Below are 25,879 nucleotides of genomic sequence, written 5' to 3' on the forward strand. Positions count from 1 at the left end.
AAAAACCTATTCATGATTATTTTAACATACAAATTGTAATAAAAAAAGATAAGAAATTATTCCTTATCTTTCTGTTTTTCAAACTTTATAAATTTTAAAATTTCAAAATCTATTGAATTAACTAAAATGGCAACTAAAACTCCGACCAAGGTATCAAAAACCCTGTTTACTGCAAAATCAATTGCCCCAAAATTTTCTCCTGCATGATTAATTGACACCGATGCCAAGACTATACACATTATAGAAATTGCATTAGGTTTTTCTAATGAAGAAACTAGCCAAATTAAAAATGCCATAATTACAGAGAGCAAAAAATACTCTTCTATTTCATTTGTAAGATTTTTCTTTACAAACAAAAGATATAAAAAACCAACAAAACCACCAATAAAAGTCCCCAAAATTCTATTTAGCCCAATATCAATAGAATCTGTCACATCATTTTTAGTACAAATTATTGCAGCAATAGCTGAGTAAAATGGAAGAGCACTAGCTGACCTAAAATGCGAAATAGTAAATGACAAAAAAACTGCTAAAGAAGTTTTAAAAATTCTTTGTCCAGGTCTTTTAAAATTCATATTTCTAACCTATTTAATAAAAAGTCAAAGAATGTTTGATCATTTACTCTATTTGCCACGTATTTTTTATTTTTAGAATTTATTTCACTAATAGCTCCCCTATCAAACTCTTCGTTTACATTGATAGATTTTTCTTCAAAAATAAAGGCTTGAGGTTTTACTACCATGTAAAGCAAAATAGCTGCCTTCAATTCCCTTTCATTTTTTGGATACATCTTATAAATTTCTTTTATTTTATTTAAAACTGAATCAGAATATGTTTTTTTCAAAATCTTATCTGGCAAAGACAAAGAATTTGAAAGATCTATTGGCAAAATAAAAGTATCAATGTTTTCTTTTAAAACAATATTTGCAGCCTTTGGATCTGTAAAAAAATTAAATTCTGAAGATTTAGTAATATCACCAGATGAAAAATTTGATCCTAAAATAAAAATATGGTCTATATAATCTACAAAATCATCATATTTTTCTATAGCTTTTCCTATATTTGTAAGAGGACCTGTTGCAATAATATCAAGCCTTCCGCAATCTCTTGCTAAATTATAAAGAAAATCTTCAGGATCTTCTTCTGACAAGTAGTCATCTTCTTTATCAAAAATCACAGAATTTTCTCCCCTAGTCAAAATTTCTTGATTTTTCAAATTAGAAGATGACCCCTCACAAATTGGTAAAATTAAATCTTCCATACAAGTCATAGACAAGATATTTAAAGCGGCACTTTTTGCATCCATGAAAGAATTTACGCTAGAAATCCCAACAATCTCAAACTCATTAGAATTAAAAGCAAGCTTTAACATCAAAATTTCTGATAAACTAAAATTAGTATCTATATAAACAAATGGTTTTTCCTTTTCCATAATTCACTTCCTTTAATAAAAATTATACTAATATAAAGGAATTTTTCTATTGATAAAATTTAAGGATTAAAGAAATAAAAAAATTATTTGAATTACTAAAGAAATCAAAAATTAAAAAAATAAACTAAACAAAAGAGATCTCTCCACAAGGTCAAGATGGGTAATACGTAAATATGATTTAAGCTAAAGTTTGAATTGTAGGATTAGATTTTCTTAAATATTTAAATCAGTAATTAATAAAAATATAAAATTTTAAAATTTAAATAATCAAAAAAAACATCCTTCAGAAATAAACTCATTCCTAAAGTCACCCATCTCGAGCCAAGCCGAGAGATCTCATTGCTTAAGTAATGCGAATAATTCAAAAATTCATTGGAATTACTAAAGAAATCAAAAATTAAAATATAAACCAAACAAAAGAAATCTCTCCACTCACTTCGTTCGGTCGAAATGGGGGATTTGTATATATAGTTTTAAGCTAAAGTTTAAATTATTCGGTTTATTTTTCTTACATATTTAAAGTCAATAAATACAAAAAGATTTTAATAAATCAATCAAAACATTCTTCAAAACTAAACCCAAGAGCAAATTACCCATCTTGAGCCGATAAATATGCTCTGATTTGCCACATTTATCCCTAAAACTATTGGAAAATACGAAAAATTTTGCAAAGCAAATGGGTTTTAGTAGCCGAGAGATCTCATAGCTTAAATTTATAAGATAAATTCTGTAACTTAGATAAATAAAAAATAGGCTAATAAACTTAGCCTATAAAAATTAATTATTATTTAACCAATTAATAGCACTTGTCAAAAATAAACCTACACCTATTGGCATGGCATCCTCTGAAAAATCTACTTTTGGACTGTGGTGAGAATAATCATTTCCTGGAACTTTTGAATTTAGTAGGAAATAAACTGTAGGAACTTTTCTTGAAACAAAGGCCATATCCTCACTTGCCATTAGTCTTTCTCCAGAAATCATTTCAATATCAGATGATTTTTCTACATATTCAACAAGCTCTTTTGTAAGGTCTGGATCTGAATAAAGTGAAGGAACTGAGGCAAAATATTCCAAATTAACTTCACATTCACTTGCCTTTGAAACTCCTTCTACAATTTCATCAATTCTTTTTAATAATTTTTCCCTAATTTCTGGGTCATAAGTTCTCATAGTTCCTTGTAAAATTGCTGTATCAGGAATAATATTTGAATTTGAACCTGAAGAAAATTGTCCAAATGTTAAAGTTGTATGTTTTGAAGGATTTGCATCACGACTTATAAGTTGATTAAATTGTTGATAAATCATAACTCCTGCATTAATAGGATCTTTTGTTGTGTGAGGATAACCACCATGTCCTCCTTGACCCTTAATTGTAACTTTAAAATTATCACAACTTGTTGCCATATATCCTTCATAATAAGAAACTGATCCAGCCTCATGAGTTAGGTTTGTGTGAAGGGCAAGTGCAACATCAACCCCATCAAGTACACCTTCTTCAATCATCATCTTTGATCCCTTAAAAATTTCTTCAGCAGGTTGAAACATAAATCTTACCTCGCCCTTAAAATCTTTTTTGTGTTTTGCTAGTAATTTTGCACTAATAAGGCCAATAGATGTATGAAGATCATGTCCACAAGTGTGGGCTACCCCCTTATTTTTTGATGAAAAATCTAGGCCGCTTTCTTCATCCATTGGAAGAGCGTCCATATCTGCCCTAATTAAAATTCTTTTACCAGGACCCTTTTCTCCTTTGATAGTAGCTTGAACCCCACTTTCTCCAACCTCTTTTATTTCAGCCCCGATTTCTTTTAAATTTTTTATTACAAATTCCTTAGTTTGAGGTAAGGCTAAACCCAATTCTGGATTTTCATGTATATGTCTACGATTTTTAACTAATTCATTTTTGAATTCTTCTGCTTCTTTAAAATAATTTGTCATAAATATCATCCTTTCTTTTCTTTTAAAATACAAAAAGCTTTTTTAAAAGACTTTTTGTTAGCAATAAAAAAGACATAATAATGAGATTTTTATTCCTTAATATTTATACCCTATTTTTATCTTTAAATAAAAAAAACTATTAGCTTAATTTTTCCCATTATTTTAATATAGTTTGTCCACATAATAGTTTGATAAAATACAAATTATCTAAATATTTATAAAAAAATAGACAAATTTCACGAATATTTACAAATATTTATTTATAATATAAAATTGTATTTAAAGAATTTTAGGAGGGAGAAATGAAAAAATTTTTAAAAAGAAAAGGAATAAGTTTATCGGCAAAAGTTTATTTTATTGATGCCTTAGGATCAATGGCCTTTGGACTTTTCGCAACACTTTTGGTAGGGACAATATTAAATACAATTGGAAACTCCTTTGGAATTGACTTTTTATCTAAAACTATCTGGCCCCTTGCCCAAGAAGCAACCGGCCCTGCAATAGCAGTTTCGATTGCCTACGCCCTAAATGCTGACAGATTAATTTTATTTTCATCAACAATAGTAGGACTTGCCGCAAATAAATTGGGCGGCCCCATGGGAGTTTTTATAGCGACCTTAATTTCTGTAGAAATTGCAAAAATAATTTCAAAAGAAACAAAAATTGACATAGTACTAACCCCAATTGTTACAGTTTTAGTTGGAGTATTTATAGCAAATTTAGTTGGACCTTTTATCCAAGCTCTAATGACAAAAATCGGAATTATAATAATGGATGCAACCAAACAAAAACCCTTTATCATGGGAATAATTGTTTCAGTAATTGTAGGAATAGCTTTAACCTTTCCAATTTCATCAGCTGCTCTTTGTATGACCATAAGCCTTTCAGGTCTTGCTGCAGGAGCTGCAACAGTTGGTTGCTGTTGCCAAATGATTGGCTTTGCAGTAACTTCATTTAAAGAAAACAAAACCCAAGGCTTAATTGCCCAAGGACTTGGAACAAGCATGTTACAAATGCCAAATATAATGAGAAATCCAAAAATATTAATCCCACCAACCCTCGCATCAGCAATACTTGGACCATTTTCAACAATAATATTTAAACTTGAAAATTCCCCAATAGGAGCTGGCATGGGAACATGCGGTTTGGTAGGACAAATTTCAACCTTCACAGCAATGAGCTCCATCCCATTTTTTAAATTATTATCAACAATAATAATCATGCATATAATTTTACCAGCCCTAGTTTCATTAATAATTTATTATTTCGTTAAAAAAATAGGCTGGATAAAAGATGGGGATATGAAATTGGATTTTTCTAAATAAACATTCAAATACTTTATCAAATTTAAAAATGGACTATGCATATAATTTACATAGTCCATTTTTTTATTTGTCATCTTCTATATTATTTATTAAATTATTTACATCAGAAAAATCTAAAAATATTACAAAATTTAATATATTTGCAACAAATTTTGATATTTTATATTTTAAAGTCTTTTTACTTTTTTTCTTATTTTTTTCAGCTTGGTAAGCTACAAATAAAACTGAAAATACAGTCAAAATAATAAAAATTAAATCTATCATAGATTAATCTCTATTTTTTCCTGTAAATTTTTTTATACAAAAATATACAATAGCAAAAGCAAAGTAACTTATACTTGCATTTGTGTTATAAAAATCAATATCTAAGATTAGATTTAAAATTAAAGTTATTAGAAAAACTCCACCCATTACTGTTAATGTTTCATTTAAAGGATTTTTCATAAAATAGTCATCTCCTTTATTTTCTATAAAATAATCTCAAAATTATTTTACCGTAACAACATCCTATTAAAGACTTACCCGATATAAGATTGTTCAAACGTTTAATATTTTTTAGATAAGTAATTTATCTTTTATTTTTAAAAATTTTCTTCTTTTCTTTAGTCTGAGGGGTAAATATTAAAATAGTGCTACTGGCATATTTTTAAGCTAATTTACACGCTAAATTAACATTCATTTTTTAATAAATTAGCTTATTACTTTGTTTTTCTTAATTTATTTCTTCGTTTTTCTCCGTAGGATAAATATTAAAAACGTCCATATAGGGACCTTTTTAAGCTATTTATCTGCTAATTATCATTCTTTTTGTAATGATTTAGCATATTATTTTATTTTGCTTTTTGTAATTCTCTGTTTGACTCCGCGGGGTAATTATTAAAAACGTGCAACTGGCACGTTTTTAATATTTATCTAATCTTGATCGCTGTATTGTTTTAGTTTTCCTAGGGCTTGGTTTTCTATTTGTCTGATTCTTTCTCTAGATAGATTGTATATTGTTCCTATTTCTTCCAATGTTTTTGGTTTTTCGCTATCTAGTCCGTATCTATAGATTATTATTTGTTTTTCTCTATCTGATAATTGGTCTAGAGCCTTCATTAGGAAATCTTCCATATCTTTTTTTAGGATTTGATCGTCTACTGGGATTGAATCATCTCCTACCATATCCATTAGCTCATCACCTGTTGAGTCTTCTGAGTCTAAATTTATATTTAGGCTTGTTGAATTTACTTGATTTCTGTTTATTAGGAATAAATCATCAGCTTGTTTTTTGTCTATTCCTTCTTGTTTTAAAATCTTGTATAATTCTTCTTCACTTGCTTCTGGATTTGCTTTTAATATTTGTTTTAATTTGTTTAATTTCAAATATTTTCCAGCTGGTATTCTTATTGTATGCCCTTCTTTATTGATTGCTTTTCTTATTGCCTTGTCAATCCACTTGTAGGCGTAGGTTGTAAATTTGTATCCCAAGCTTAAATCAAATTTTTCTGCAGCTCTTATCATTCCAAGCATTCCAGATTGAACTAAGTCTTCTAGTTCAAGATCGTTTCCATGTGAACGATAAAAGTATGAGGCTCTACTTCTTACAAGTCCTTGGTTTTTATCTACCAAGGCCCCAAGGGCGTTTTGATTTCCTTGTTGAAATTGTTCTACAATTTGCTCATTTGACAAATCAGAAAGCCTAATTATATCACTTCTTTTTTTTGCCACTAGGGAATTTTTTATTTTTTGTATATTTTCTTCTTCGTTTTCTTCTAATTTTTCGTCTTCTAAGTATTGATCAAATTCTTCTTTTTCATCTTCTGTTAGGCCTTTATATAATTTTTCAGCCCCTTTTTGATCAATATCTTCTTCGTCAAAGAAATCTTTAAATTTTTCAAAGATTTCTTCATCATTAAAATTTATTTTATCCATATAACCACCATAAATTTGGTCTGCCTAAGCAGCCAAGTTCTTATAAAAATGATTTGAATTTTTATAAATTGAATTTATCTACCTTTACCATTTATTTTTCCAAGTCTTTTTTTATATCGTCAAGTTTTTTTATTATATTATCTGATAAGGGAAATTGCTTGAAATTATTTGAAAAGTCTTTTTTTTGACTTCTTTTTATTTTTACCCTTTTATTTAAAAGATCATTCCTAAGCTCAAGGGCAGTAATCCTACTTGCTCCTCTTTCAAAGGCAAGTGATTGGACTTGCCCATCGTCGGTTACAACTTTTACATTGTGGCGACGGGCGTATTGGTTGGTCATTTTTTCGATGTAGGTGTCAGCCGTTTGAAATTTTTTGGTATAGACAATCTCTACTCCTAATTTTTCAAATATATTTTCTTTTTCACCATCAGAATTGTAGGCATCAAAAACTACGACCACTTTTTCGTTTGAAAGAGAGGCATATTCTGCCATCTCGTCTATTAATTTTTCACGAGCAAGCTCTAGGGAATTTTCTTTTATATGATTTAAGTCAGGCCAAGAGTTTATTATGTTATAGCCATCAACATAGGTTATATTTTTTTTAGTTAAAGCCATTTTGTCTTAGACTTTCATAGATTGCGATTGCACTTGCTACCGATGCGTTTAATGAATTTATTTTGCCAAGCATGGGTATTTTTATTAGTCCATCGCAATTTTCTCTTACAAGTCTTGAAAGTCCCTTTCCTTCATTACCAACAACTAGGGCGATTTTTCCTGTAAGATCTGTTTGGGTAATATCGCCATCAGCTTCTCCAGCTAATCCATAAACCCAAAAATTTTCTTCTTTTATTTCTTTTATGGCCCTATTTATATTTTTAACCATGGCTATGTCTATGTTGTTGATTGCTCCAGCACTTGTCTTATATACTGTTGAATTTACTTTGGCAGATCTTCTTTCTGAAATAACTATTCCATCAAAACCAAAGGCCTCTGCACTTCTAATTATTGCACCAAGATTGTGTGGATCTTCTATTTGATCTAAAATCATTAGCCTTTTTTTATCTTTTAAATCATCCAGGTCCTTGTATTTGTAATCTTCTACTTCGATTTCTACACCTTGGTGGTTGCCAGAAATTCTTGAAAAATAATCCTTGTCCTCATAAAATATTGGCACATTTTTATCTTCTAATTTATTTATAATCTTATCAATTAACTTGTGATTTTTACCCTTGTTATCAAGGATGTGGGCTTTTTTTATATTTTCCCCTGCATCAATGGTTTCAAGTACAGATTTTCTTCCATATATGCTTGCCATTATTTAAGCTCCCACTTGGTTCCTTCTCTGGTATCCTTAATTATAATTCCCATATCAGAAAGTTTGTCACGAATCTCATCAGCCTTTGCAAAATCTTTTGCTTTTTTTGCTTCTTTTCTTTGATCAATTAATTCATTTATCAAATCTTCATCAAGGGAATCGTCTGTTTTTTTCCTATTTTCTATCCCAAGCACATCTTCAAGTTTTATGAATAAATCTCTTGTTTTTTCTACAAATTCTTTTGAAGAATTTGAATCTAGTTTGGTATTGGCAAATTTTGAAATTTCAAATAAAACTGTAAAGGCATCTGCAGTGTTTAAATCATCATCCATTACTTTTCTAAAATTATTTTCAAAATTATCAAGCTCTTTTAGCAAATCTTTTTCTTCATCTTTTAAATTTCCACTTGCCTTTTCTAAAAGATCATCCATCCTAAATTTGGCATTGTTTAATCTTTCTAGGGAATTTTTTGCTTGCTCTATTATTTCTCTTGTGAAATTTATTGGAAGTCTATAACCTGCAGATAATAGCCAAAATCTTACAACCATTAGGTCATATTCTTTTTTGATATCGTGGAGGGTAAAGAAATTGCCCAAAGATTTGCTCATTTTTGTTCCATCAACTTGGATCATTCCGTTGTGCATCCAATAATTTGCAAATTTTTTGCCTGATCTTGTTTCTGATTGGGCAATTTCATTTTCGTGGTGAGGAAATTGTAAATCTTCTCCACCAGCGTGAAGGTCGATTGTCTCTCCCAATAATTTTTTGCTCATGGTTGAACATTCTATATGCCAGCCCGGTCTACCCTTGCCCCAAGGAGAATCCCAAGAAATTTCTCCTTCTTTTTTTGCTTTTTTCCAAAGGGTAAAATCCATAGGATTTCTTTTTTTGCCCTTATCCTTATCATCTAATCTATTTGATGCGCCTTCTCTTAAATCTTCAATGTTTTTTCCTGAAAGATGGCCATAGTCTTTTGCTTTTGAAATATCAAAATAAACATCTCCATCAGATTCATAGGCACAATCCTTATCTACCAATTCTTTTACAAATTCTATAATATCATCCATAGTTTCTGTAGCTTTTGGGTGGATAGTATCCTCTTCATCAAGATTTAAGTCTTTTGCATCTTCCATATAAGCTTTTATATACTTATCTGTAACTTCTTTAGTTGATATATTATCTTTTATGGCCTTGTTTATAATTTTATCATCAACATCTGTAAAATTTACTACGTATTTTACATCATTTCCTAGATATTTTAAATATCTTCTCATTGTATCAAAAATTACCAAAGGACGGGCATTTCCTATGTGCATATAATCATAAACTGTTGGGCCGCATACATACATTCTTACCTTATTTTCATCGATTGTTTTGAAATCTTCTTTTTGTCTTGTGAATGTATTATATATTTTCATCTTAAAAATTTTCCTTAACGTAATTTAATCTTTCGATCATTTTTTCCTTGCCCATAATAACAAAGGCATTTACAAGTTCTGGGCCATGAACATTTCCTGTAAGTCCTGCCCTAACTGGGAACCATAAATTCTTTCCTTTTATTCCTGTTTCTTTTTGGATTGATTTCATTATGGTTTTTGCAAAATCTAGACTAACTTCATCAACTTCTTCAAGTTTTCCAATAAAGGCATCAAATAAAGTTTTAGCCTCATCTGTCTTTATAGCTTCAACTGCTTCATCAGTCCATTTCATATCTTTATCATCTACATAATAAACATAAGCTTCATCCTTGATATCAGAAAATTTATCAATTGCTGATTGCCAAGTAGCTGCAAGTAGATTTAATTTTTCTTCTGGATAATCTTCTGTGAAAAATCCTGCTTCAATACAATATGGTTTAATTGCAGCTGCCAAATCTTCAACGCTCATTTCCCTTACATAATGACCGTTAACCCAATCAAGTTTTCTTACATCAAAAACTGCTCCTGTTTTATTTACCCTATCAAAAGTAAATTGGTCAGCAAGTTCTTCCATTGTAAAAATTTCTTCTTCACTATCAGGTGACCAACCCAAAAGAGCCAAATAATTTATAAGTCCTTCTGGTAAATATCCTCTTTCGATGAAATCTTCAACCATTCCATCTCCATTTCTCTTAGAATATTTTTTGTGATCTTTATTTAAAACTGTAGGAAGGTGGATATATTCTGGAGCTTCCCATCCAAAAGCTTGGTATAAAAATACGTGTTTTGGAGTTGAAGAAATCCATTCATCCCCTCTTACAACGTGGGTAATTCCCATTTCGTGATCATCAACAATTACTGCAAAGTGATATGTTGGATACCCGTCTTCTTTTATCAAAACTTGGTCGTCCATATCATTTGTATTAAAGGTGATTTTCCCTTTAATTCTATCTTCAAAAGTAATATCTGTATCTTTTGGAAGTTTTAATCTTACAGTATATTTTTCACCATTTGCAATTTTTTCTTTTGCTTCTTCCAATGTAAGTGAACGGCAAAGTCCATCATATTTTGGTGTAAGACCATCAGCTTTTTGTCTTGCTCTTAAATTATCAAGTCTTTCCTTTGAGCAGAAGCAATAATAAGCCTTGCCTTCTTCAATTAATTTTTCTATATATTTATCATAAATTCCAGCCTTAACCCTATCAGATTGGATATAAGGACCAAAGTCTCCTTTTTCAGTAACTTCCCCATTTTCATCAAGCATAACGCCTTCGTCAATTTCAATTCCTGACCATTTTAAAGTCTTCAATAAATTTTCCAAGGCTCCTTCAACAAATCTTGTTCTATCTGTATCTTCAATTCTTAAAAGCATTTTTCCACCAGTATGTCTTGCATAAAGGTAATTAAAAAGTGCTGTTCTAAGTCCACCTATGTGGAGGTAACCTGTTGGTGATGGTGCAAATCTAACTCTTGTTTCTGTCATAAGTCCTCCTTAAAAATATTAATTTTATTATATAATATCTTGACTAATTTATAAACTTATATTTTTTTAAACTTTTCATAAATTTATCTAAAAATAACGAAAAGTAAAGGGAGTGCAAAACTCACTCCCTCCCAAATACTGCTTTTATTTTAGCATAAAATATATTTTTTTTCAAGATTTATTATCAATTACAAAGATTTATATTTTAAAAATTTTATTTTTAAATTTTATTTCAATTTTTTCCTCTAATATATTTATGTTATAATACGAGAAAGTGTTTCTGCTTATTCAAATAAAATTATAAGGAAAATATCATGTTAAAATCGCTAATAAAATTCAACTTCAAGATAATTTTTAAAGACAAAATTTCTATATTTTGGTCAATAATTCTTCCCCTAGTTTTTTTGCTTATTAATTCTCACAAAAAAATTGATATCAATGAAGCTTTAATCTATTGTGCCTATATAATAGTAACTTCCTATATTTATGGGGTGGGATTAAGGGCCCTAAGACAAAGAGAAAGTGGTATGTGTAAATTTATTTTCGGCCTAAATTATCAAAAAACAAAATATTTTGGGGCTCTTCTAATATCACAAATTATTTATGCAAGTCTTTGCAGCCTAATATTTTGCATCGGCGCAAGCTTTGTTCTTAAAATAAGTTTTTTAAAACTTTTTTCCTACGATATGGTATTAGTTTTTCTTTTGATAAATATAGGATTTTTATCTTATAACCTAACTCTTTTAAAAGATGTCCACGTAAATTCTATTTCAACTATAACCGATATTTGCGTATTTGTCGGAGTTTTTCTTTTAAATAGCCCTTCAAAAATCAATCTTATAAATCCTTTTTATCAAATATTTTTATTGATAAATGCCCTAATAGATAAAAATTTTTCCTATATAGGAATTTATATTTTAATATTTGTCTTAACTAGTGTTTTATCCCTATATTCAATAAAAAATTTCAGTCCATTTTCAAAGGAGCGTAGATGATGTTTAGTGTTTTTAATATAGAAACTTTGATTTTCAAAATAAATAGAATAGATTTTTCAGATAAAATAAATTATATTTGCGACAAAAATGGTTCAGGAAAAACTCTTTTTTTGGATAGCCTTTATTTTGATAATAAGGTTAGGATAGAACCTCATATAGACAAAAAAGATATAATCTATCTAAGCCAACATTTTTCTTTTTATGAAAGAGTAAAAGTAAAAGATTTTGTGGAATTTTTTGACCAAATAAATAATGAAAATCTTCTAGAAAAAATAAGAAAAAATTCTTACATAAATAATTTTATAAATGAAAATTTCGATAAAACCCTCTACCACCTATCAGGTGGAGAATTTAAATTTTTATATTTGATTTTACTTCTATTTACTGATAAAAAATTATACTTATTAGATGAACCCTTTAATGAACTTGATAAAGAAAAAGCAAAATACATAGCAAATTTAATCAAAGATTTAAACAAAAATGGCAAAAAAATAATAATAACCAACCACTATGATTTGGGATTATTTGAAGAAAAAGATATAAAAAAAATAAGGCTATTAGACCATACAGTCTAAATAGTCCAGAGTATAGACAAAGTCAGTTTACTAATTCAAAAATAGAATTAAGCTAAAACCCATCTCGACTAAGTGAGTGAAACGAACGCATGGAGAGATCTCATTAGATTTCTCCGTTCGTTTTACTCGGTCGAAACTGGCAGATTTTAGTTTGTCAACAGTCTGAGGCTATTAAACCCTAGAGTTTAAATAGCCCTGCCAATATTTTTTGAATCTAGGATTTTTTCGTCTAGATTTTCTATGACGTCTTCTAATTTTTTTATCATTTTTTCTTTGTTTCTCATGTGAGATGTTACTTTTACAAGATTTACTATGTGGCCTGATGAGTAGAGGACATTTCCCGGAACTTCTAGATTTTTTAATAATTCTATTTGTTCTTCTAGATTTTCTCTGTTTGTTGTTTCTTTAAAATCTCCTTCTTCTCTCATTTCATATAATTTTGACCCTCTTTGGACGTCTGTACTCATTATAAAAATTCCTATTGGTGGATAAAGGTTTAAAAATTTTGCAGTTTCTCTTGCGTTTTCTATTGAATTTCCATTTCCTGCAACTCCTTGCATTACTATGGCATTGTAGGTCATATTGGCATATTTCATTTTCTCTATGCCTTTTTTATAATCATCAAGGTCAGCTCCCTTATCAAGCCAATCTAAAACTTTTTGATTTCCCGTTTCTACCCCAAACCAAAGCTCATTATAGCCTTTTTCTCTTAAGAGTTTTAAATCTTCCTTTGTTTTATTTTTTAAATTATAAAAACTCGCGTAGGATGTTATGGTTTTTACTTCTGGGATATATTTGTGGATCAAATCGGCAATTTCTACCAATTTTTGAGTCGAAAGAACAAAAGGATCTCCATTTAATAAATAAATTCTTTCAATTTGCCTTGGATAGGTCATGGAAATTTCTAAAATATCACTTTCTATATCCTTTAAAGGAGAAATTCCAAAATTTGTCATATGATACATAGTACAAAAGGCACACTTGTTGTGGGAACAGCCGTAAGTTACTTCCAAAAGTGGTGTGTAGGCCTCAAGTGGTGGTCTATAAACTTGTCCTGTGTAATGCATAATACTAAATCCTTTCTAAAAATTCTTCTATTTCTTTTTCTTGGCTTTTGTAAGTTGTTACAAATCTTGCTACGAATTTATCTGCTCTTTTTTCTCCAACTTCAAAATAGGTAAATTCTTCCCATTTTTTTATATCTTCTTTTGAAATTTCTACGAAAACTTGGTTTGATTCAAATTCATAAGCGAGCTTGTAGCCTTTTTCTTCAAAGCCTTGAGCTAATTTTTCTGCCATTTTGTAGGCTTTTTTTGCTCCTTTTATATACAAATCATCTTGGAAGAGCCTTTCAAACATCATTCCTGTTACAAATCCTTTGGCAAGCATGGCTCCCTTTTGTTTTTGTAAATTTCTAAAATTTTTCTTCAAATTATCATTTACAATTACAAGGGCTTCGCCAAACATCAGACCGTTTTTGGTTCCTCCAAAATAAAATATATCGCAAAGTTTGGTCAAATCTTTAAATTTCAAATCTGATTTTTCATTTGCAATTGCATGAGCAAGCCTTGCCCCGTCCATAAATAAATATAAGTCATGTTTTTTACAAAAATCGTAAATTTCTTCCAAATCTTTTTTACTATAAAGAGTACCAACTTCTGTTGTGTTTGATATATAAACTTTTCTTGGAACTGTGTGGTGTTCGTTGGTAAAAGATTTATATTTTTCTTCCAATAATTTTTTTGTAATTTTACCGTCATCTGTTGGAATTGTTTCAATTTTTATTCCACAAGCCTCGATTGCTCCTGATTCTTGGTCTTCGATATGGCCACTTGTTGCAGAAATTATGGATTCTTGTGCCATCATTCCTACACTTGCTCCAAGAATATTTGCTCCTGTTCCTCCGTGAATAAAATATATATCTACATTTTCATCTTCTAATTTTTCTTTGATTAATCTCTCAGCGTTTTTGCTGTGATCATCAACCCCATAGCCTGGATTTATTTGGTCAAGATTTTCTTTTATATAATCTAAAATTTCTGGATAACAAATATCAGAATAGTCATTTCTAAAATTAAACATATCTTCTCCTTATAAAAAACGATTTTCTTATTTCTACCATACATTTTTCATAGTTTTTTTCCATTCTTTAAATTTTTAATAATGATAAGGGAGATAATTAAGATAATTTCATTTAGAATAATCCATTTAATTTATTTATAAAATCAATATATTAAATTTTCCCAAAGAAAAAACCAAAGTATTAAACTTTGGTTTTAAAATTTGTATTTTTTCATATTATCGCTTGCTATTGCAACTGTAGATATATTGTGCAAGAGGGCTGATTGGGTATTTGTTATAAATGAACCCAAGCCTAGTCCGATTAATAGGGTATTGAAAGCTATTATTCTTTCATAATCCTTTCTAACTCTTTTATCTACACTTTTTGAAAGTTTTACAAGGTCAACTAATTCTTTTAATGAATCAGTTTTTATGGAAACATCGGAAATTTCTTTTGCAAGGTCTGCTCCTTTAGACATTGAAATTCCTACATCAGCTTGGGATAGGGCGATTGAATCATTAACTCCATCTCCTATCATAATTACTTTTCTTCCCATATCTTTCATTTTTTTGATATATTCTTCCTTATCTTCTGGAAGAACTTGAGATTTGTAAAAGTCTAGGTCAAGTTTCTTGCTTACAGCTCTTGCAGAATTTTCATTATCTCCTGTTAGCATTGCGATATGAGTAAAGCCTAATTTTCTAAGCTTTGAAACAGTTTCTTTTGCATCTTTTCTAATTGGATCATCAACACATAAGACTGCCAACAATTTATTGTCAAAGGCCATAAATAAAAGTGAATATTCTTCTTTTAAAGAATTAATCAAATCGCCTTGGTCAGGGCTTATTTTTATTTTTTCATCTTCCAAAATAAAATGTTCGCTTCCAATTAAGGCTGGTTTTCCATCAATTGTAGATTTTATTCCATGAGCCATTACATATTCTGGCTTAGAGTGCATTTCTTCATGGTGAAGATTTTTCTCTTTTGCTTTTTTTACAACTGCCCTTGCTATAGAATGTGGGAAATGTTCTTCAAGACAAGCAGCAATTCTTAAGGCCTCATCTTCATCAATATCAAAAGAAATTACTCTTTTAACTTCAGGTTCTGACTTGGTCAAAGTTCCAGTTTTATCAAAAATAATGGTATCTGCCTTTGCTATACTTTCAAAATATTTTCCACCCTTTACAAGGATATTTTCATCTCCTGCTTGGCTTATAGCCTTCATATAAGCTATAGGAATTGTAAGTTTTAGGGCGCAAGAATAATCAACCATTAAAAATGATTTTGCTTTTATAAAATTACGAGTTAATAAATATGTTAAACCTGCCCCAATAAAGGAATATTTTACCAAAGAATCTGCCATAGACTCAGCCTTTATTTGTGCCAAGGATTTATTTTTCTCACTATCTTCAATCAATTTTATAATATGGTTTAATCTAGAATCATCATATTTTTTCTTACTTCTTACAAGAAGGTCTCCCTCTTCAAGGACTGTTCCTGCAAAAACAGATGATTTTTCATTTTTTTCTACAGCCTTGGATTCTCCTGTAAATGAAGATTCATTAACCATACCAAAACCTTCAACAACTTCTCCATCAACAGGAATTGTTGTTCCCATAGAAACATAAATCAAATCACCAATTTCAACTTCTTTTAGGTGTTTAAAGACTTTTTTGCCCCCATCTTTTACTAAAACTTGATCAATATTTAGGGCTAGTGAAGATTTTAAATTTAACCTTGATTTTTTCAAAGTATAATCTTCAAGCTCTTCTCCCAAAGATAAAAGGGCCATAATGCTTGCAGCATCTGCAAATTGACCTGTTACAATTGAAACTGAAATTGCACTCGCATCCAAAAGAGCCACATCCATTTTTCTATTTTTTAAAGATTTTAACCCTTCTTTTACGAAAGGATAAGCCCTTAAAATTGTAAAAAATGGCCTAAGTGGCATTGGCATAATTTTTCCAAAAATTATCCTCTTGTATGCTGCATTTCTTAGTATATGAAAAATTGACTTATCAACTTGTGGGATAAAGTCTGCATCATCAATTTCAAAATCATCCAAAGATTTTAGATCAAAGTCAAGAATAAATCTTGCTATTTCTCCAATATAATCCTCATCATAATTTATTATAATAGATTTTGAAATTGTAGAGATTTGACAAAATTTTACACCTTTAACTTTTTCGATTTTGTACTTTAATTTATTAACGTTAGAATCTTTAAGATAGTCTTCAAACAAAAACCTAGATCTACCGAGGGTTCTAGCCTTTATAGACGCTCTCATCCTAATCCTCTTTAGCTTCTTCTTTTAACTCTTCCTTTACTTCTTCTTTAATTTTTTCTTCAGCTTCTTTTTTAGCTACATTTTCAATATCAAGATTTGCCTTTGCTTCAGCTTCAAGTCTTTCTTCAATTTCATTTTTAACCTTAGCTTCTGCAACAATATCATCAGTTGTAAGCTTAATATTTTCTACAGTTTTATCGACTGCTCCCTTAGCCTTTAGTCCTTGTTGAACTGTAGCTACTGCAGCTTTTTTTGCAAATTTTGATGTAAGAATTTTTCCACCAATTGCTCCTGCTAATACTCCTGCGCCTGCACTTAAAATTTTCTTGTTTACTTTAATCATCTCTTCCTCCTATGATTTAAAATTATATCAGTATTATTCTAGCAAAATTTTTTATATTTTAAAAGTTAAAATTTCTGTAGTTATTAAAGGCAAAAATACAAAAAATCTTGAGAATTTTATATTCTAAAAGGAAGACCCTCGCAAATTTATTTTTTGCAAAAGTCCTCCTTTTAAAAAACAATCAGTCACAATATGGGCATGATTTCTTTTTTGTTTTTTCTTTTTTGCTATGGCAAGTAGTTGATGAACAAGAACTTTTTTGTGCACAATCCTTGCATCCAAAATTTGATCCTTCTTTTATAAATCTTGTATAGATTATATAAGAGCAAATGCCCAATATTACTAGCAAAAATATCCATGATTGTAAGTTCATAAAATCATCCCTTTCTATTTTTTACTATTTTCTAGCTAAATTTAATTTATAAGTTCTCTTTTCTTCTTTATATTTAACAGGTCTAAATATTAAGTATAAGATTGCTGCTAAAACAATTAAAGAAAGTATTGTCATAATTGAAAATTCTTTATAAACAAAGAAGTTTGCTAAATGATAGAAAACAAAGGCAATAGCATAGGCATATGTCATTTGATATCCTATTGCAATTAAAGTCCATCTATTGTTGTTCATTTCTGTTTTTATAGCTCCAACTGCTGCGAAACATGGCATACAAAGCATATTGAAAAGTAAGAATGAATATCCAGCAACTGGTGTTCCTATGGCTTGGTTGAAAGCTGTAATTAATTGTCTATTTGTTTCATCAAGATCTGCTCCAATTCCAAGAACAACACCCATTGTTGAAACTACATTTTCTTTTGCAACGAATCCTGTAATTGTTGCTACTGCTGATTGCCATTGTCCAAATCCTAATGGTTTAAATAAAACTGCTATATATCCACCCAAAACTGCAAGTATTGAGTTTTCTGATTCAGCTTCTACCAATTTAAATGAGAAGTCGAAGTTTGATAAGAACCAAATAATTATTGATGATACTAAAATTATTGTTCCTGCTCTTTTTACAAAGGCCATTCCTTTATTAAACATATCTCTTAAAACTGAAGTAACTCTTGGTGCGTGATATGGTGGAAGTTCCATAACAAATGGAGCTGGATCTGATGCAAATTCTTTAAATTTCTTTAAAATAATTCCAGAAATTATTACAGAAACTATTCCAATTATATAAAATGAAAATGTCACCAAAGCTTGGTTTTCTTTGAAAAATGCTCCAGCGATTAAAGCTATTACTGGAAGTTTTGCAGAACATGGCATAAAAGATGTAGTTATAATTGTAATTCTTCTATCTCTTTCATTTTCGATTGTTCTTGATGATTGGATTCCAGGAACTGAACATCCTGTACCTATCATAACTGGTATAAATGATTTTCCAGAAAGTCCAAATCTTCTAAATACCCTATCCATTACAAAGGCAACTCTTGCCATGTATCCTATATCTTCAAGAATTGAAAGTTGGGCAAATAATACTAACATTTGTGGTAAGAATCCTAATACTGCACCAACTCCTGATATAATTCCGTCTGTTGCAAGACTAACTAAAACGTCACTGATTCCAATATTTGTTAGAAAATCTGCAACAGCAGGTGTCATTGTATCTTCAAAAAATCCATTTACGGCATCAGTCGCCCCAGTTCCTATAGTTGAAATTGCTATATAATAAATAACAAACATTACAAGGGCAAAAATTGGAAGTCCCAAAATCCTATTTGTAACTATCTTATCGATTTTATCAGTTGTTGAAAGCTTTGGTGGAGCTTTTTTAAGAACTTTTTCTCCAACTTCTCCAAGAGCTTCATATCTTTCAGTAGTTACAATACCTTCAGCTACGTCATCTTCTATTTTTTCAAAATCTTCTCTTATCTTATTAATATTTTCTTTCTTATCAGCTGATAAAGAAATATTTTCAAACATATCTTCATCATTTTCAAAGGCCTTGATTGACAAATATCTTTCAAGTTTAGAATCAACAGATCCAGAAATTTCACTAGAAATTTTTTCCAAAGCTTCTTCTAATTCTCCAGAATATTTTAAAGGATTTGGTAAAGATAATTTATTTTCTGATTTTACAATCTCATTTATTAAGTCCTTTGTACCTTGTTTTTTGTTAGCAACAATTTCTACAACAGGACAATCTAAAATTTTAGAAAGATTATCTTTATCAATAACATCGCCGTTTGATTTAACTATATCCATCATATTCAAGGCAATAATTGTTGGAATTCCAAGTTCAATTAATTGGCTTGTAAGATATAAGTTTCTTATAAGATTTGATCCATCAACAAGATTTACAATAAGATCAGGTCTTTGGTCAACCAAATATCCTCTTGAAACAACTTCTTCCATTGTATAAGGGGAAAGTGAATAAATTCCTGGTAAATCTTGGATAATAATATCCTTGTGTCCTTTTAATTTTCCTTCTTTTTTATCAACTGTAACTCCTGGCCAGTTTCCTACTCTTTGGCTTGAACCTGTAAGTTCATTAAAAAGAGTGGTTTTTCCTGAATTAGGGTTACCAGCTAAAGCAACCGTATAAGTCATCTATTCCTCCACTATTATGTTTTTTGCATCTTCTTTTCTAAGAGTCAATTCATAACCACGTAAATTAACTTGGATAGGATCTCCTAATGGGGCAATTTTTCTTACATAAATCTCAGTTTTTTTTGTAATCCCCATATCCATAATTCTTCTTATGGTAGCTCCATCTCCTTTAATTTTTTTAATAACAGCACTTTCTCCTACTGCTACATCTTTTAAAGATTTCATTAATTTATCTCCTTAACATATATTCTCTTAGCTAAATCTTTGTTTAGTGCATATTTACTATTATCAACCATAATAATATAATTTACTCCATCAAAGAAAAATAATTTAATTGTCTTTCCCTTTACAAAACCTAGATTTGATAAGTGAGTTTTTATCTCATCATCTCCTTTGATTTTTATAACTTCTGCTTCTTGTCCATTATTTAATAAGGTAATTGGCATCTGTTCCTTCTTTCTATAATTAATTAGTTCGACTATTACTATAACAAATTTGAATTAATGGCTTATAAATGTGATTTTTTTATAATAATATTCAATATCAACAATCTCTCAAAAAAAGAAAACCAGCTTAAGCTAAACTGGGCAATTATTATATTTGAGTTAATAATAGTTTATGTAAAAAACAATGATAAAAATTATCACTATCTTCATTTACGATTATACAACCAATTTATGATAGTGAATATCATTATATTGGCTTTCTTTTTTAATTTTACAAATATTTATAAAAAATTTCTGTTTTTTTCTTTGTTTGGAAAAATTTGTATAGCTTTACCCTTTAAAAATAAGCCTTATTAATAATATTTAAAAAAATAAGGCCTTTATTGTATTTTATGTTTATTACAATTTTTTATCATAATCTTTCAATTAAAAAATTACTTTATAAAATTTTTTTTATTTTTAAAATAAAAGAAAAGAGGTCTTAGTGAAAATTTACTTCTTGTATAAAACCATTTAATAATTTCCCATTTAAATAAGATAAAAAAAGCCTCCTAAAGCTTTTCAGAGCGTAGACAAAGTCAGTTTAATAATTAATTAATGATTCAAAAAATAAAATTACGCTAAAACCCATCTCGACTAAGTGAGTGAAACGAACGCATGGAGAGATCTCAAGAGATTTCTCCGCCCGTTGCACTCGGTCGAAATGAGAAAATTTTTAGTTTGTCAACAGTCTGAAAAGCCTCCTAAGGCTTTTTATTCCAATTTATCTTAATTATTATCGAGAAATCTCAAAACTTTTTCATAGCTCTTTAAATTCACCTAAAAGCTTAAACTTTCTGTGCTTTTGTAATAATTTTAAGGATGCTTATGCCATATCAAACACAATCACCCAGTTAAGATAGTTTTTAGCCTAATTTTTTATAAATAAATTAAAAACTAACTTTTCTATACTAGCTACTTATATTTCAATTTTTTTTCAATTTTTTTGGCATTTTAAAATTTTTTCAGCTTATATAGGCTAGAAATTTATTTTATTGGAAATACTGAGCAAAATACTACCCCATCTCCCAAGTGAACTCCTATTACTGGGGTTACGTCTATTATTTTAAAGTCTAGGGCTTTTTTAATTTCTTTTTCTAGTCCTTCTTTTAATATTTCTATTTCATCTTCACTGTCTGCCCCGCCTATTATTATTTGGTAGGAGTCGTATTTTTTACATAATTTTTGTATGTATTTTATTAATTCCTTGTAAGATTTCTTTTTCCCTGTCACTTTTTTTCTTAATTTTATTTCCCCATCTTCTATGCACAAGACAGGTGAAAATGAAATTAAATTTGCAAGTTTAACTAGGGTTTTGGGCAGTCTTCCCCCTCTTTGCAAGGCATCTAGGTTTTTTACAACTCCTGTTACATTTGCATATTTTAGGTTATCTAGGCTTTTTTTGTAGATTTCATCAAGTCCTAGACCATTTTTTGCATATTCTGAGGCTTTTATTACTGGATAAATCGCTGCAATTGTTGCTGTATATGAGTCTATTACTTTAACTTTCGCATCTTTTCTTTTTTCTAGAAACTCATCTTTCATAAGTTCCATCATTTGGTTCATTCCTGAAAATTTTTTACTTATCGAAAAAACCAGAAAATTCCTATAGCCTTTTTGGTATTCATTTTCTAGTAAGTTTAAAAATTCTCCCGGTCCTGGCGTTGATGTTGTTACTCTTTCCTTACTTTCTTTGTATTTTTTTAAGAATTCTTCCCTACTTAATTCGTAAAGGTCTGTATAGGACTTGTCTTTGAAATTTATTTTAAAAGGAAGAATTGATATATCGTATTCTTTTGCCATTTCAAGGTCTATATTGCACCCTGAATCTGCTATTATTTTTACTTTTTCCATTACTTCTCCATTTTTTTCTTTTCAAATTCTCAATTTTTCTAAACTATACTGTTTCAAATTTTTAAAACAATTTTATTAAGAATATTTTACTTAATTTTTGCATAATTTTAAAAATAAATGCTTGATTTTTCATAAATCTATAGTATTACAAAATTATAAAGCTATGATGTGGAAAAGTAAGCTAGATGAATTTTTAGAGAGACATTGGCTGGTGAAAAATGTTAAGGATTCTAGTATGAAAAATCACAAGCTCCTAAGGATTTTGAAAGCTTTATGTAGTCAATATTTTCCTCCATATTAGTTCCCGAAAACCTGTCATTATATAAAAGATGTTGCCATTGTCTTACCATGCCCAAAGTCTTATTGTTCATAACAACGGTTATAACTTTTATATTGTTATTTACTGCTGTAATAATTTCATTGAAATTCATATTAAAAGACCCATCTCCCGTTATCAAAACAACATTTCTATCAGGATTTCCAACTTTAGCTCCCATGGCTGCCCCATAACCAAATCCCATAGTTCCAAGTCCACCACTTGTCAAAAAAGACCTTGGTTTTGTTCTTCCACAATATTGGGCTGTCCACATTTGGTGCTGGCCAACATCTGTTACAAAAATCATATCTTCTCCTAAAGTTTTGGAAATATATTTTATAACTTGGTGGGGTTTTATCTTATACTCACTATCTTCCGGCCTATAATCTTCTTTTCTAAGCTAATTTATATAATCAAGCCAGTCACGTCTTTCTTTTTTTTCAATTTTTGGTAAAAGAGCATTCAAAACTTCCTTAACATCTCCCACAAGTTTATAGTCTGCATAAATATTTTTATCAATTTCTGACTTATCAATGTCGATATGGATTATTTTTGCATTTTTTGCAAATTTTTTGGTATTTAGGGCAACCCTGTCAGAAAACCTAACTCCACAAGCTATCAACAAATCACATTCATTAATGGCATTGTTGGTGGAATATTTCCCATGTATTCCAAGCATGCCAAGATTTAATTCATCCTCATATCCCAAAACTCCAATTCCCATAATTGTGTTACAGGCAGGAATATTTGAAAGCTTGATTAATTTTCTCAATTCCTTGAAACTTTCTGATGCAGTAACTCCACCACCTGAATAAATGATTGGTTTTTTTGAAGAATTTATACACTTTGCAATTTCTAAAATCTCATCTTCATTGACTAGCTCTTTTTTTTCTTCTTTCAAACTTTCCTTTTTTTCATAGTTACAAAGCTCTGCCATGATATCGCTTGGGATATCAATCAAAACTGGTCCCTTTCTTCCAGAATTTGCAATCATAAAGGCCCTTCTTATAGTATCTTGGAGAAATTTTACATCCCTTACTATAAAATTATGCTTGGTAATTGGCATTGTTATTCCCATTATGTCAATTTCTTGGAAAGAATCCTTGCCCAAAAGTTTTCTTCCAGCATTTCCTGTTATACAAACCAGGGGAATTGAATCCATAAAAGCTGTTGCAATTCTTGTTACAATATTTGTAGCTTCAGGTCCTGATGTAGCCAAAACTAGGCCAACTTTTCCAGTCGATCTAGCATAGCCATCAGCTGCGTGGGCTGCCCCTTGCTCGTGACTTGTCCTTACAAGTTTTAACTTATCTTTATAATCGTAAAGAGCATCAAAAACTTGGATAACAGAGCCACCAGGGTAGCCAAAAATTGTATCAACACCTTCATCAATCAAGGTTTTTACTATTATTTCTGCCCCTCGTATTTTCATAAAAGCTATTCCTTTCTAAAATTTCTAACACATTTGTAAAACTAACTTACCCCTTTTAAAAAACCCAATAAAAAAAGTCCCTTGTCTAATGACAAAGGACGAATTATCGCGGTACCACCTTTTTTCTTATTTTTTTGTATAAAAATAAGCTCTCAAACATCTAACAATGCAGGGTTACGATAACGCCAACCACGGCGGCAAATCTTACTTTAAGTTCAGATTAACATAAGAAAAAGGATTTTCAAGCTCATTTTAAATGTAGGTTTCCACCAACCGCCTACTCTCTGTGATTCTCCATGACTTTACTCTTTTTGAAATTTTGTCAAATCTTTTTTGAAATTTTTACGAATATTTTCTATAATTATTGAAAATTAGAATTCTAAAATACAAAATAATATGTAAAATTAAAATCCTCATGCAAAAAGATAGAAAAAATTTAATTCTAAATTTTCATGAGGATTTATAGATTAAGATTTTTTATCTTCTATTTTTTCATCTTGATTTTTTTCAAATTCAAAAGCCTTCCTAACTTCCAAAAAAGTTCCAATCATCATTGAAACTATTGGCCCTACAAGAGCTCCAAGGCCCGGAGATAGGAAAATCATAAAAGCTATGGTTATTAAAATTGTCAAAAATGGATTAAGACCGATTGTTCTTCCCAAAATTATTGGCTCTATAATTTGTTTGATTATAAAGGTTAGGGCAAATAAAATCCCAAGAGAGAAGCCAAGTTTCATATTTCCCATAAAAATTTCTATAATAGCCCAGGGAATCATAACCATGCCCGCTCCTAAAACTGGAAGTAGGTCCACAAAAGCTATTAAAATGGCGATTAAAATAAAATATTTTATTTTCAAAATCCCAAGTCCAATAGCCAAAACTACAAAATTTATTATCGATGAAATTAAAAGAGCCCTTAGCATATCTTTTAGACCAAGGCCTGTCTCTTTTAAATATTTTTTCAAAAATTCTTTTTTCATATTATTCCTTTCAAATACTTCAAATTGGGTATTTATATTATACTAATAATAAAAATTTGAACAATTTGTTCAAAAAAGAGGTGTGTATGAAAAAAATTTTGAAAATTTTCCTAATCCTAATAGGAGTTTTTTTATTAGGATTTTTGATTCTTTTATCCTATCTTTGGATTAGAGAATATAGGCCAGAAAAAATTGAGGATGTAAAAGTATATGGTAAGGGAGAAGATATTCCTGAAATTGGCAAAAATTATAGGGCTATGACTTGGAATATAGGCTATGGAGGCCTTGATAAGGATACGGACTTTTTTATGGATGGGGGTCAAATGGTTTTTCCCATAAATAAAAATCACGTAGAAAAATCAATCGACCATATAATTTCTACCAGCAAAAATATAGATGCTGATATAAAATTATTTCAAGAAGTAGACTATGATTCTAAAAGGTCTTTTCACATAAATCAAGTGGAAAAATTAAGGGAAAATCTCTTGGGATCATCAACTTTTGCCCTAAACTTTAAAACAGATTTTATCCCCTACCCAATCCCACCAATGGGAAAAGTCCAATCGGGCATAATGACTCAAACTGCTTTTGAAATAAAAAAATCGAAAAGATACCAACAAGAAATCCCCCACAAATTTCCAACAAGACTTGTAAACTTAAAAAGAGCCTTTAATCCATCCTATATTGATATCAAAAACTCGGACAAGAAACTTGTAATAGTAAATGTTCACCTTGATGCCTACGAATCAGGAAATAAGGGAAGAGTTGCCCAAACAAAAGAAATAATAGATTTTATAAACAAGGAATATAAAAAAGGAAATTACCTTATCGTTGGAGGAGATTTTAACCAAGAACTTTCAGGAAAATTCAAAAAACTCCCAGAAGGAATTTGGAACCCAAGTCCCTTCCCAAAAGAAATGTTGACAAAAAATATAAAACTTTACTATGACAAAAATGGAAAAACATCTGTAGTAAATGACAAACCCTACACAGGAAAAAATGCCTACCTTTCAACTATAGATGGATTTTTGGCAACAGATAATATCAAGATAAAAACCATAAAAACCCAAACAAAAGAAAATTTCCAATACTCCGACCACAATCCAGTTGTAATGGAATTTGTATTAAAATAAAAGATAATATAAAAGCCTTGATAATTTCTATCAAGGCTTT

26 protein-coding genes and 1 other annotated feature are annotated in these 25,879 nt (G+C 29.8%); of the genes, 4 read left to right on the forward strand and 22 right to left on the reverse strand.

Features of this window, described 5'->3' with window-relative positions; all coding sequences use genetic code 11:
* Positions 1-56: 56 nt before the first annotated feature.
* The 3 genes from ASHG_RS07985 to ASHG_RS07995 form a co-directional block, all read right to left on the reverse strand.
* Positions 57-575: an FUSC family protein gene (locus ASHG_RS07985; protein WP_040398758.1), complete on the reverse strand. Its 519-nt coding sequence runs from the start codon at positions 573-575 to the stop codon at positions 57-59.
* Positions 572-1,432 carry a nucleoside hydrolase gene (locus tag ASHG_RS07990; protein WP_040398759.1) on the reverse strand — a complete coding sequence of 287 codons (861 nt, stop codon included), beginning with the start codon at positions 1,430-1,432 and terminating at the stop codon, positions 572-574. The genes ASHG_RS07985 and ASHG_RS07990 overlap by 4 nt, the downstream gene beginning before the upstream one ends.
* Positions 1,433-2,209: 777 nt before the next feature.
* The gene (locus tag ASHG_RS07995) at positions 2,210-3,373 is read right to left on the reverse strand and encodes a M20 metallopeptidase family protein (RefSeq protein ID WP_040398760.1); all 1,164 of its coding nucleotides are present in this window, start codon (positions 3,371-3,373) and stop codon (positions 2,210-2,212) included.
* Between the two features lie 302 nt (positions 3,374-3,675).
* Here ASHG_RS07995 and ASHG_RS08000 point away from each other — a divergent pair, with 302 nt between their 5' ends.
* Positions 3,676-4,698 carry a PTS sugar transporter subunit IIC gene (locus tag ASHG_RS08000; protein WP_040398761.1) on the forward strand — a complete coding sequence of 341 codons (1,023 nt, stop codon included), beginning with the start codon at positions 3,676-3,678 and terminating at the stop codon, positions 4,696-4,698.
* Positions 4,699-4,761: 63 nt separating this feature from the next.
* Here ASHG_RS08000 and ASHG_RS08005 read toward each other — a convergent pair whose 3' ends face one another.
* The 7 genes from ASHG_RS08005 to gltX form a co-directional block, all read right to left on the reverse strand.
* Positions 4,762-4,962, reverse strand: a complete 201-nt coding sequence (locus ASHG_RS08005) for a hypothetical protein (protein ID WP_040398762.1) — start codon at positions 4,960-4,962, stop codon at positions 4,762-4,764.
* A 3-nt stretch (positions 4,963-4,965) separates the two neighbouring features.
* A complete protein-coding gene (locus tag ASHG_RS09165; protein ID WP_167320530.1) occupies positions 4,966-5,142 on the reverse strand; it encodes a hypothetical protein in 177 nt (58 codons plus the stop codon).
* A gap of 468 nt (positions 5,143-5,610) precedes the next feature.
* A complete protein-coding gene (locus ASHG_RS08010) occupies positions 5,611-6,612 on the reverse strand; it encodes a sigma-70 family RNA polymerase sigma factor (RefSeq protein ID WP_040398763.1) in 1,002 nt (333 codons plus the stop codon).
* A gap of 91 nt (positions 6,613-6,703) precedes the next feature.
* Entirely contained in the window at positions 6,704-7,228 is a 525-nt protein-coding gene (locus ASHG_RS08015; RefSeq protein WP_040398764.1) for an NYN domain-containing protein, read from the reverse strand.
* The gene (gene rlmB, locus ASHG_RS08020; RefSeq protein WP_040398765.1) at positions 7,215-7,928 is read right to left on the reverse strand and encodes a 23S rRNA (guanosine(2251)-2'-O)-methyltransferase RlmB; all 714 of its coding nucleotides are present in this window, start codon (positions 7,926-7,928) and stop codon (positions 7,215-7,217) included. The genes ASHG_RS08015 and rlmB overlap by 14 nt, the downstream gene beginning before the upstream one ends.
* Positions 7,928-9,346 (reverse strand): cysteine--tRNA ligase, encoded by a 1,419-nt coding sequence (gene cysS, locus ASHG_RS08025; protein WP_040398766.1) that lies wholly within the window; start codon positions 9,344-9,346, stop codon positions 7,928-7,930. Before cysS ends, rlmB begins: the two co-directional genes overlap by 1 nt.
* Before the next feature lies 1 nt (position 9,347).
* On the reverse strand, positions 9,348-10,829 hold the full coding sequence (gltX, locus tag ASHG_RS08030; RefSeq protein WP_040398767.1) for a glutamate--tRNA ligase: 1,482 nt from the start codon (positions 10,827-10,829) through the stop codon (positions 9,348-9,350).
* 314 nt (positions 10,830-11,143) lie between these two features.
* Here gltX and ASHG_RS08035 point away from each other — a divergent pair, with 314 nt between their 5' ends.
* Together ASHG_RS08035 and ASHG_RS08040 are read left to right on the forward strand one after the other, a co-directional pair.
* Positions 11,144-11,824: a hypothetical protein gene (locus ASHG_RS08035; RefSeq protein ID WP_040398768.1), complete on the forward strand. Its 681-nt coding sequence runs from the start codon at positions 11,144-11,146 to the stop codon at positions 11,822-11,824.
* Positions 11,821-12,399 (forward strand): AAA family ATPase, encoded by a 579-nt coding sequence (locus tag ASHG_RS08040; protein ID WP_040398769.1) that lies wholly within the window; start codon positions 11,821-11,823, stop codon positions 12,397-12,399. The genes ASHG_RS08035 and ASHG_RS08040 overlap by 4 nt, the downstream gene beginning before the upstream one ends.
* A gap of 185 nt (positions 12,400-12,584) precedes the next feature.
* On the opposite strand, the gene ASHG_RS08045 is transcribed toward ASHG_RS08040, so the two are convergent.
* The 12 genes from ASHG_RS08045 to ASHG_RS08090 form a co-directional block, all read right to left on the reverse strand.
* Positions 12,585-13,466 carry a radical SAM protein gene (locus ASHG_RS08045; RefSeq protein WP_040398770.1) on the reverse strand — a complete coding sequence of 294 codons (882 nt, stop codon included), beginning with the start codon at positions 13,464-13,466 and terminating at the stop codon, positions 12,585-12,587.
* Between the two features lie 4 nt (positions 13,467-13,470).
* Entirely contained in the window at positions 13,471-14,481 is a 1,011-nt protein-coding gene (locus tag ASHG_RS08050; protein ID WP_040398771.1) for a threonine aldolase family protein, read from the reverse strand.
* A 194-nt stretch (positions 14,482-14,675) separates the two neighbouring features.
* Positions 14,676-16,748, reverse strand: a complete 2,073-nt coding sequence (locus ASHG_RS08055) for a heavy metal translocating P-type ATPase (RefSeq protein WP_040398772.1) — start codon at positions 16,746-16,748, stop codon at positions 14,676-14,678.
* Position 16,749: 1 nt separating this feature from the next.
* Positions 16,750-17,091, reverse strand: coding sequence for a DUF6110 family protein (locus ASHG_RS08060; RefSeq protein WP_040398773.1), 342 nt, complete (start codon positions 17,089-17,091; stop codon positions 16,750-16,752).
* A gap of 181 nt (positions 17,092-17,272) precedes the next feature.
* Positions 17,273-17,464 carry a hypothetical protein gene (locus ASHG_RS08935; RefSeq protein WP_244264285.1) on the reverse strand — a complete coding sequence of 64 codons (192 nt, stop codon included), beginning with the start codon at positions 17,462-17,464 and terminating at the stop codon, positions 17,273-17,275.
* Positions 17,465-17,488: 24 nt separating this feature from the next.
* Complete coding sequence (gene feoB / locus ASHG_RS08065) at positions 17,489-19,639, reverse strand: ferrous iron transport protein B (RefSeq protein WP_040398774.1); 2,151 nt, start codon at positions 19,637-19,639, stop codon at positions 17,489-17,491.
* Entirely contained in the window at positions 19,640-19,864 is a 225-nt protein-coding gene (locus tag ASHG_RS08070; protein ID WP_040398775.1) for a FeoA family protein, read from the reverse strand.
* The gene (locus ASHG_RS08075) at positions 19,864-20,085 is read right to left on the reverse strand and encodes a FeoA family protein (protein WP_004814786.1); all 222 of its coding nucleotides are present in this window, start codon (positions 20,083-20,085) and stop codon (positions 19,864-19,866) included. The genes ASHG_RS08070 and ASHG_RS08075 overlap by 1 nt, the downstream gene beginning before the upstream one ends.
* A 1,026-nt stretch (positions 20,086-21,111) precedes the next feature.
* The gene (locus ASHG_RS08080; RefSeq protein WP_040398776.1) at positions 21,112-21,978 is read right to left on the reverse strand and encodes a DegV family protein; all 867 of its coding nucleotides are present in this window, start codon (positions 21,976-21,978) and stop codon (positions 21,112-21,114) included.
* 230 nt (positions 21,979-22,208) lie between these two features.
* Positions 22,209-22,601 (reverse strand): thiamine pyrophosphate-dependent enzyme, encoded by a 393-nt coding sequence (locus ASHG_RS09430; RefSeq protein WP_244264286.1) that lies wholly within the window; start codon positions 22,599-22,601, stop codon positions 22,209-22,211.
* A gap of 93 nt (positions 22,602-22,694) precedes the next feature.
* The gene (locus ASHG_RS08085) at positions 22,695-23,726 is read right to left on the reverse strand and encodes a thiamine pyrophosphate-binding protein (protein ID WP_244264287.1); all 1,032 of its coding nucleotides are present in this window, start codon (positions 23,724-23,726) and stop codon (positions 22,695-22,697) included.
* A 91-nt stretch (positions 23,727-23,817) separates the two neighbouring features.
* Positions 23,818-24,051 (reverse strand) — a binding site (T-box leader).
* Positions 24,052-24,193: 142 nt separating this feature from the next.
* Positions 24,194-24,706, reverse strand: coding sequence for an AI-2E family transporter (locus ASHG_RS08090; protein WP_040398777.1), 513 nt, complete (start codon positions 24,704-24,706; stop codon positions 24,194-24,196).
* A gap of 86 nt (positions 24,707-24,792) precedes the next feature.
* Here ASHG_RS08090 and ASHG_RS08095 point away from each other — a divergent pair, with 86 nt between their 5' ends.
* Positions 24,793-25,839, forward strand: coding sequence for an exonuclease/endonuclease/phosphatase family protein (locus tag ASHG_RS08095; RefSeq protein ID WP_040398778.1), 1,047 nt, complete (start codon positions 24,793-24,795; stop codon positions 25,837-25,839).
* Positions 25,840-25,879 lie beyond the last annotated feature (40 nt).

It is taken from the genome of Anaerococcus senegalensis JC48 (assembly GCF_000321005.1).
Lineage (GTDB): Bacteria > Bacillota > Clostridia > Tissierellales > Peptoniphilaceae > Anaerococcus > Anaerococcus senegalensis.

Coding starts and splice junctions, on each gene's coding strand:
- ASHG_RS07985 (WP_040398758.1), bottom strand. CDS start 575: ATGAATTTTAAAAGACCTGGACAAAGAATTTTTAAAACTTCTTTAGCA.
- ASHG_RS07990 (WP_040398759.1), bottom strand. CDS start 1,432: ATGGAAAAGGAAAAACCATTTGTTTATATAGATACTAATTTTAGTTTA.
- ASHG_RS07995 (WP_040398760.1), bottom strand. CDS start 3,373: ATGACAAATTATTTTAAAGAAGCAGAAGAATTCAAAAATGAATTAGTT.
- ASHG_RS08000 (WP_040398761.1), top strand. CDS start 3,676: ATGAAAAAATTTTTAAAAAGAAAAGGAATAAGTTTATCGGCAAAAGTT.
- ASHG_RS08005 (WP_040398762.1), bottom strand. CDS start 4,962: ATGATAGATTTAATTTTTATTATTTTGACTGTATTTTCAGTTTTATTT.
- ASHG_RS09165 (WP_167320530.1), bottom strand. CDS start 5,142: ATGAAAAATCCTTTAAATGAAACATTAACAGTAATGGGTGGAGTTTTT.
- ASHG_RS08010 (WP_040398763.1), bottom strand. CDS start 6,612: ATGGATAAAATAAATTTTAATGATGAAGAAATCTTTGAAAAATTTAAA.
- ASHG_RS08015 (WP_040398764.1), bottom strand. CDS start 7,228: ATGGCTTTAACTAAAAAAAATATAACCTATGTTGATGGCTATAACATA.
- rlmB (WP_040398765.1), bottom strand. CDS start 7,928: ATGGCAAGCATATATGGAAGAAAATCTGTACTTGAAACCATTGATGCA.
- cysS (WP_040398766.1), bottom strand. CDS start 9,346: ATGAAAATATATAATACATTCACAAGACAAAAAGAAGATTTCAAAACA.
- gltX (WP_040398767.1), bottom strand. CDS start 10,829: ATGACAGAAACAAGAGTTAGATTTGCACCATCACCAACAGGTTACCTC.
- ASHG_RS08035 (WP_040398768.1), top strand. CDS start 11,144: ATGTTAAAATCGCTAATAAAATTCAACTTCAAGATAATTTTTAAAGAC.
- ASHG_RS08040 (WP_040398769.1), top strand. CDS start 11,821: ATGATGTTTAGTGTTTTTAATATAGAAACTTTGATTTTCAAAATAAAT.
- ASHG_RS08045 (WP_040398770.1), bottom strand. CDS start 13,466: ATGCATTACACAGGACAAGTTTATAGACCACCACTTGAGGCCTACACA.
- ASHG_RS08050 (WP_040398771.1), bottom strand. CDS start 14,481: ATGTTTAATTTTAGAAATGACTATTCTGATATTTGTTATCCAGAAATT.
- ASHG_RS08055 (WP_040398772.1), bottom strand. CDS start 16,748: ATGAGAGCGTCTATAAAGGCTAGAACCCTCGGTAGATCTAGGTTTTTG.
- ASHG_RS08060 (WP_040398773.1), bottom strand. CDS start 17,091: ATGATTAAAGTAAACAAGAAAATTTTAAGTGCAGGCGCAGGAGTATTA.
- ASHG_RS08935 (WP_244264285.1), bottom strand. CDS start 17,464: ATGAACTTACAATCATGGATATTTTTGCTAGTAATATTGGGCATTTGC.
- feoB (WP_040398774.1), bottom strand. CDS start 19,639: ATGACTTATACGGTTGCTTTAGCTGGTAACCCTAATTCAGGAAAAACC.
- ASHG_RS08070 (WP_040398775.1), bottom strand. CDS start 19,864: ATGAAATCTTTAAAAGATGTAGCAGTAGGAGAAAGTGCTGTTATTAAA.
- ASHG_RS08075 (WP_004814786.1), bottom strand. CDS start 20,085: ATGCCAATTACCTTATTAAATAATGGACAAGAAGCAGAAGTTATAAAA.
- ASHG_RS08080 (WP_040398776.1), bottom strand. CDS start 21,978: ATGGAAAAAGTAAAAATAATAGCAGATTCAGGGTGCAATATAGACCTT.
- ASHG_RS09430 (WP_244264286.1), bottom strand. CDS start 22,601: ATGATTTTTGTAACAGATGTTGGCCAGCACCAAATGTGGACAGCCCAA.
- ASHG_RS08085 (WP_244264287.1), bottom strand. CDS start 23,726: ATGAAAATACGAGGGGCAGAAATAATAGTAAAAACCTTGATTGATGAA.
- ASHG_RS08090 (WP_040398777.1), bottom strand. CDS start 24,706: ATGAAAAAAGAATTTTTGAAAAAATATTTAAAAGAGACAGGCCTTGGT.
- ASHG_RS08095 (WP_040398778.1), top strand. CDS start 24,793: ATGAAAAAAATTTTGAAAATTTTCCTAATCCTAATAGGAGTTTTTTTA.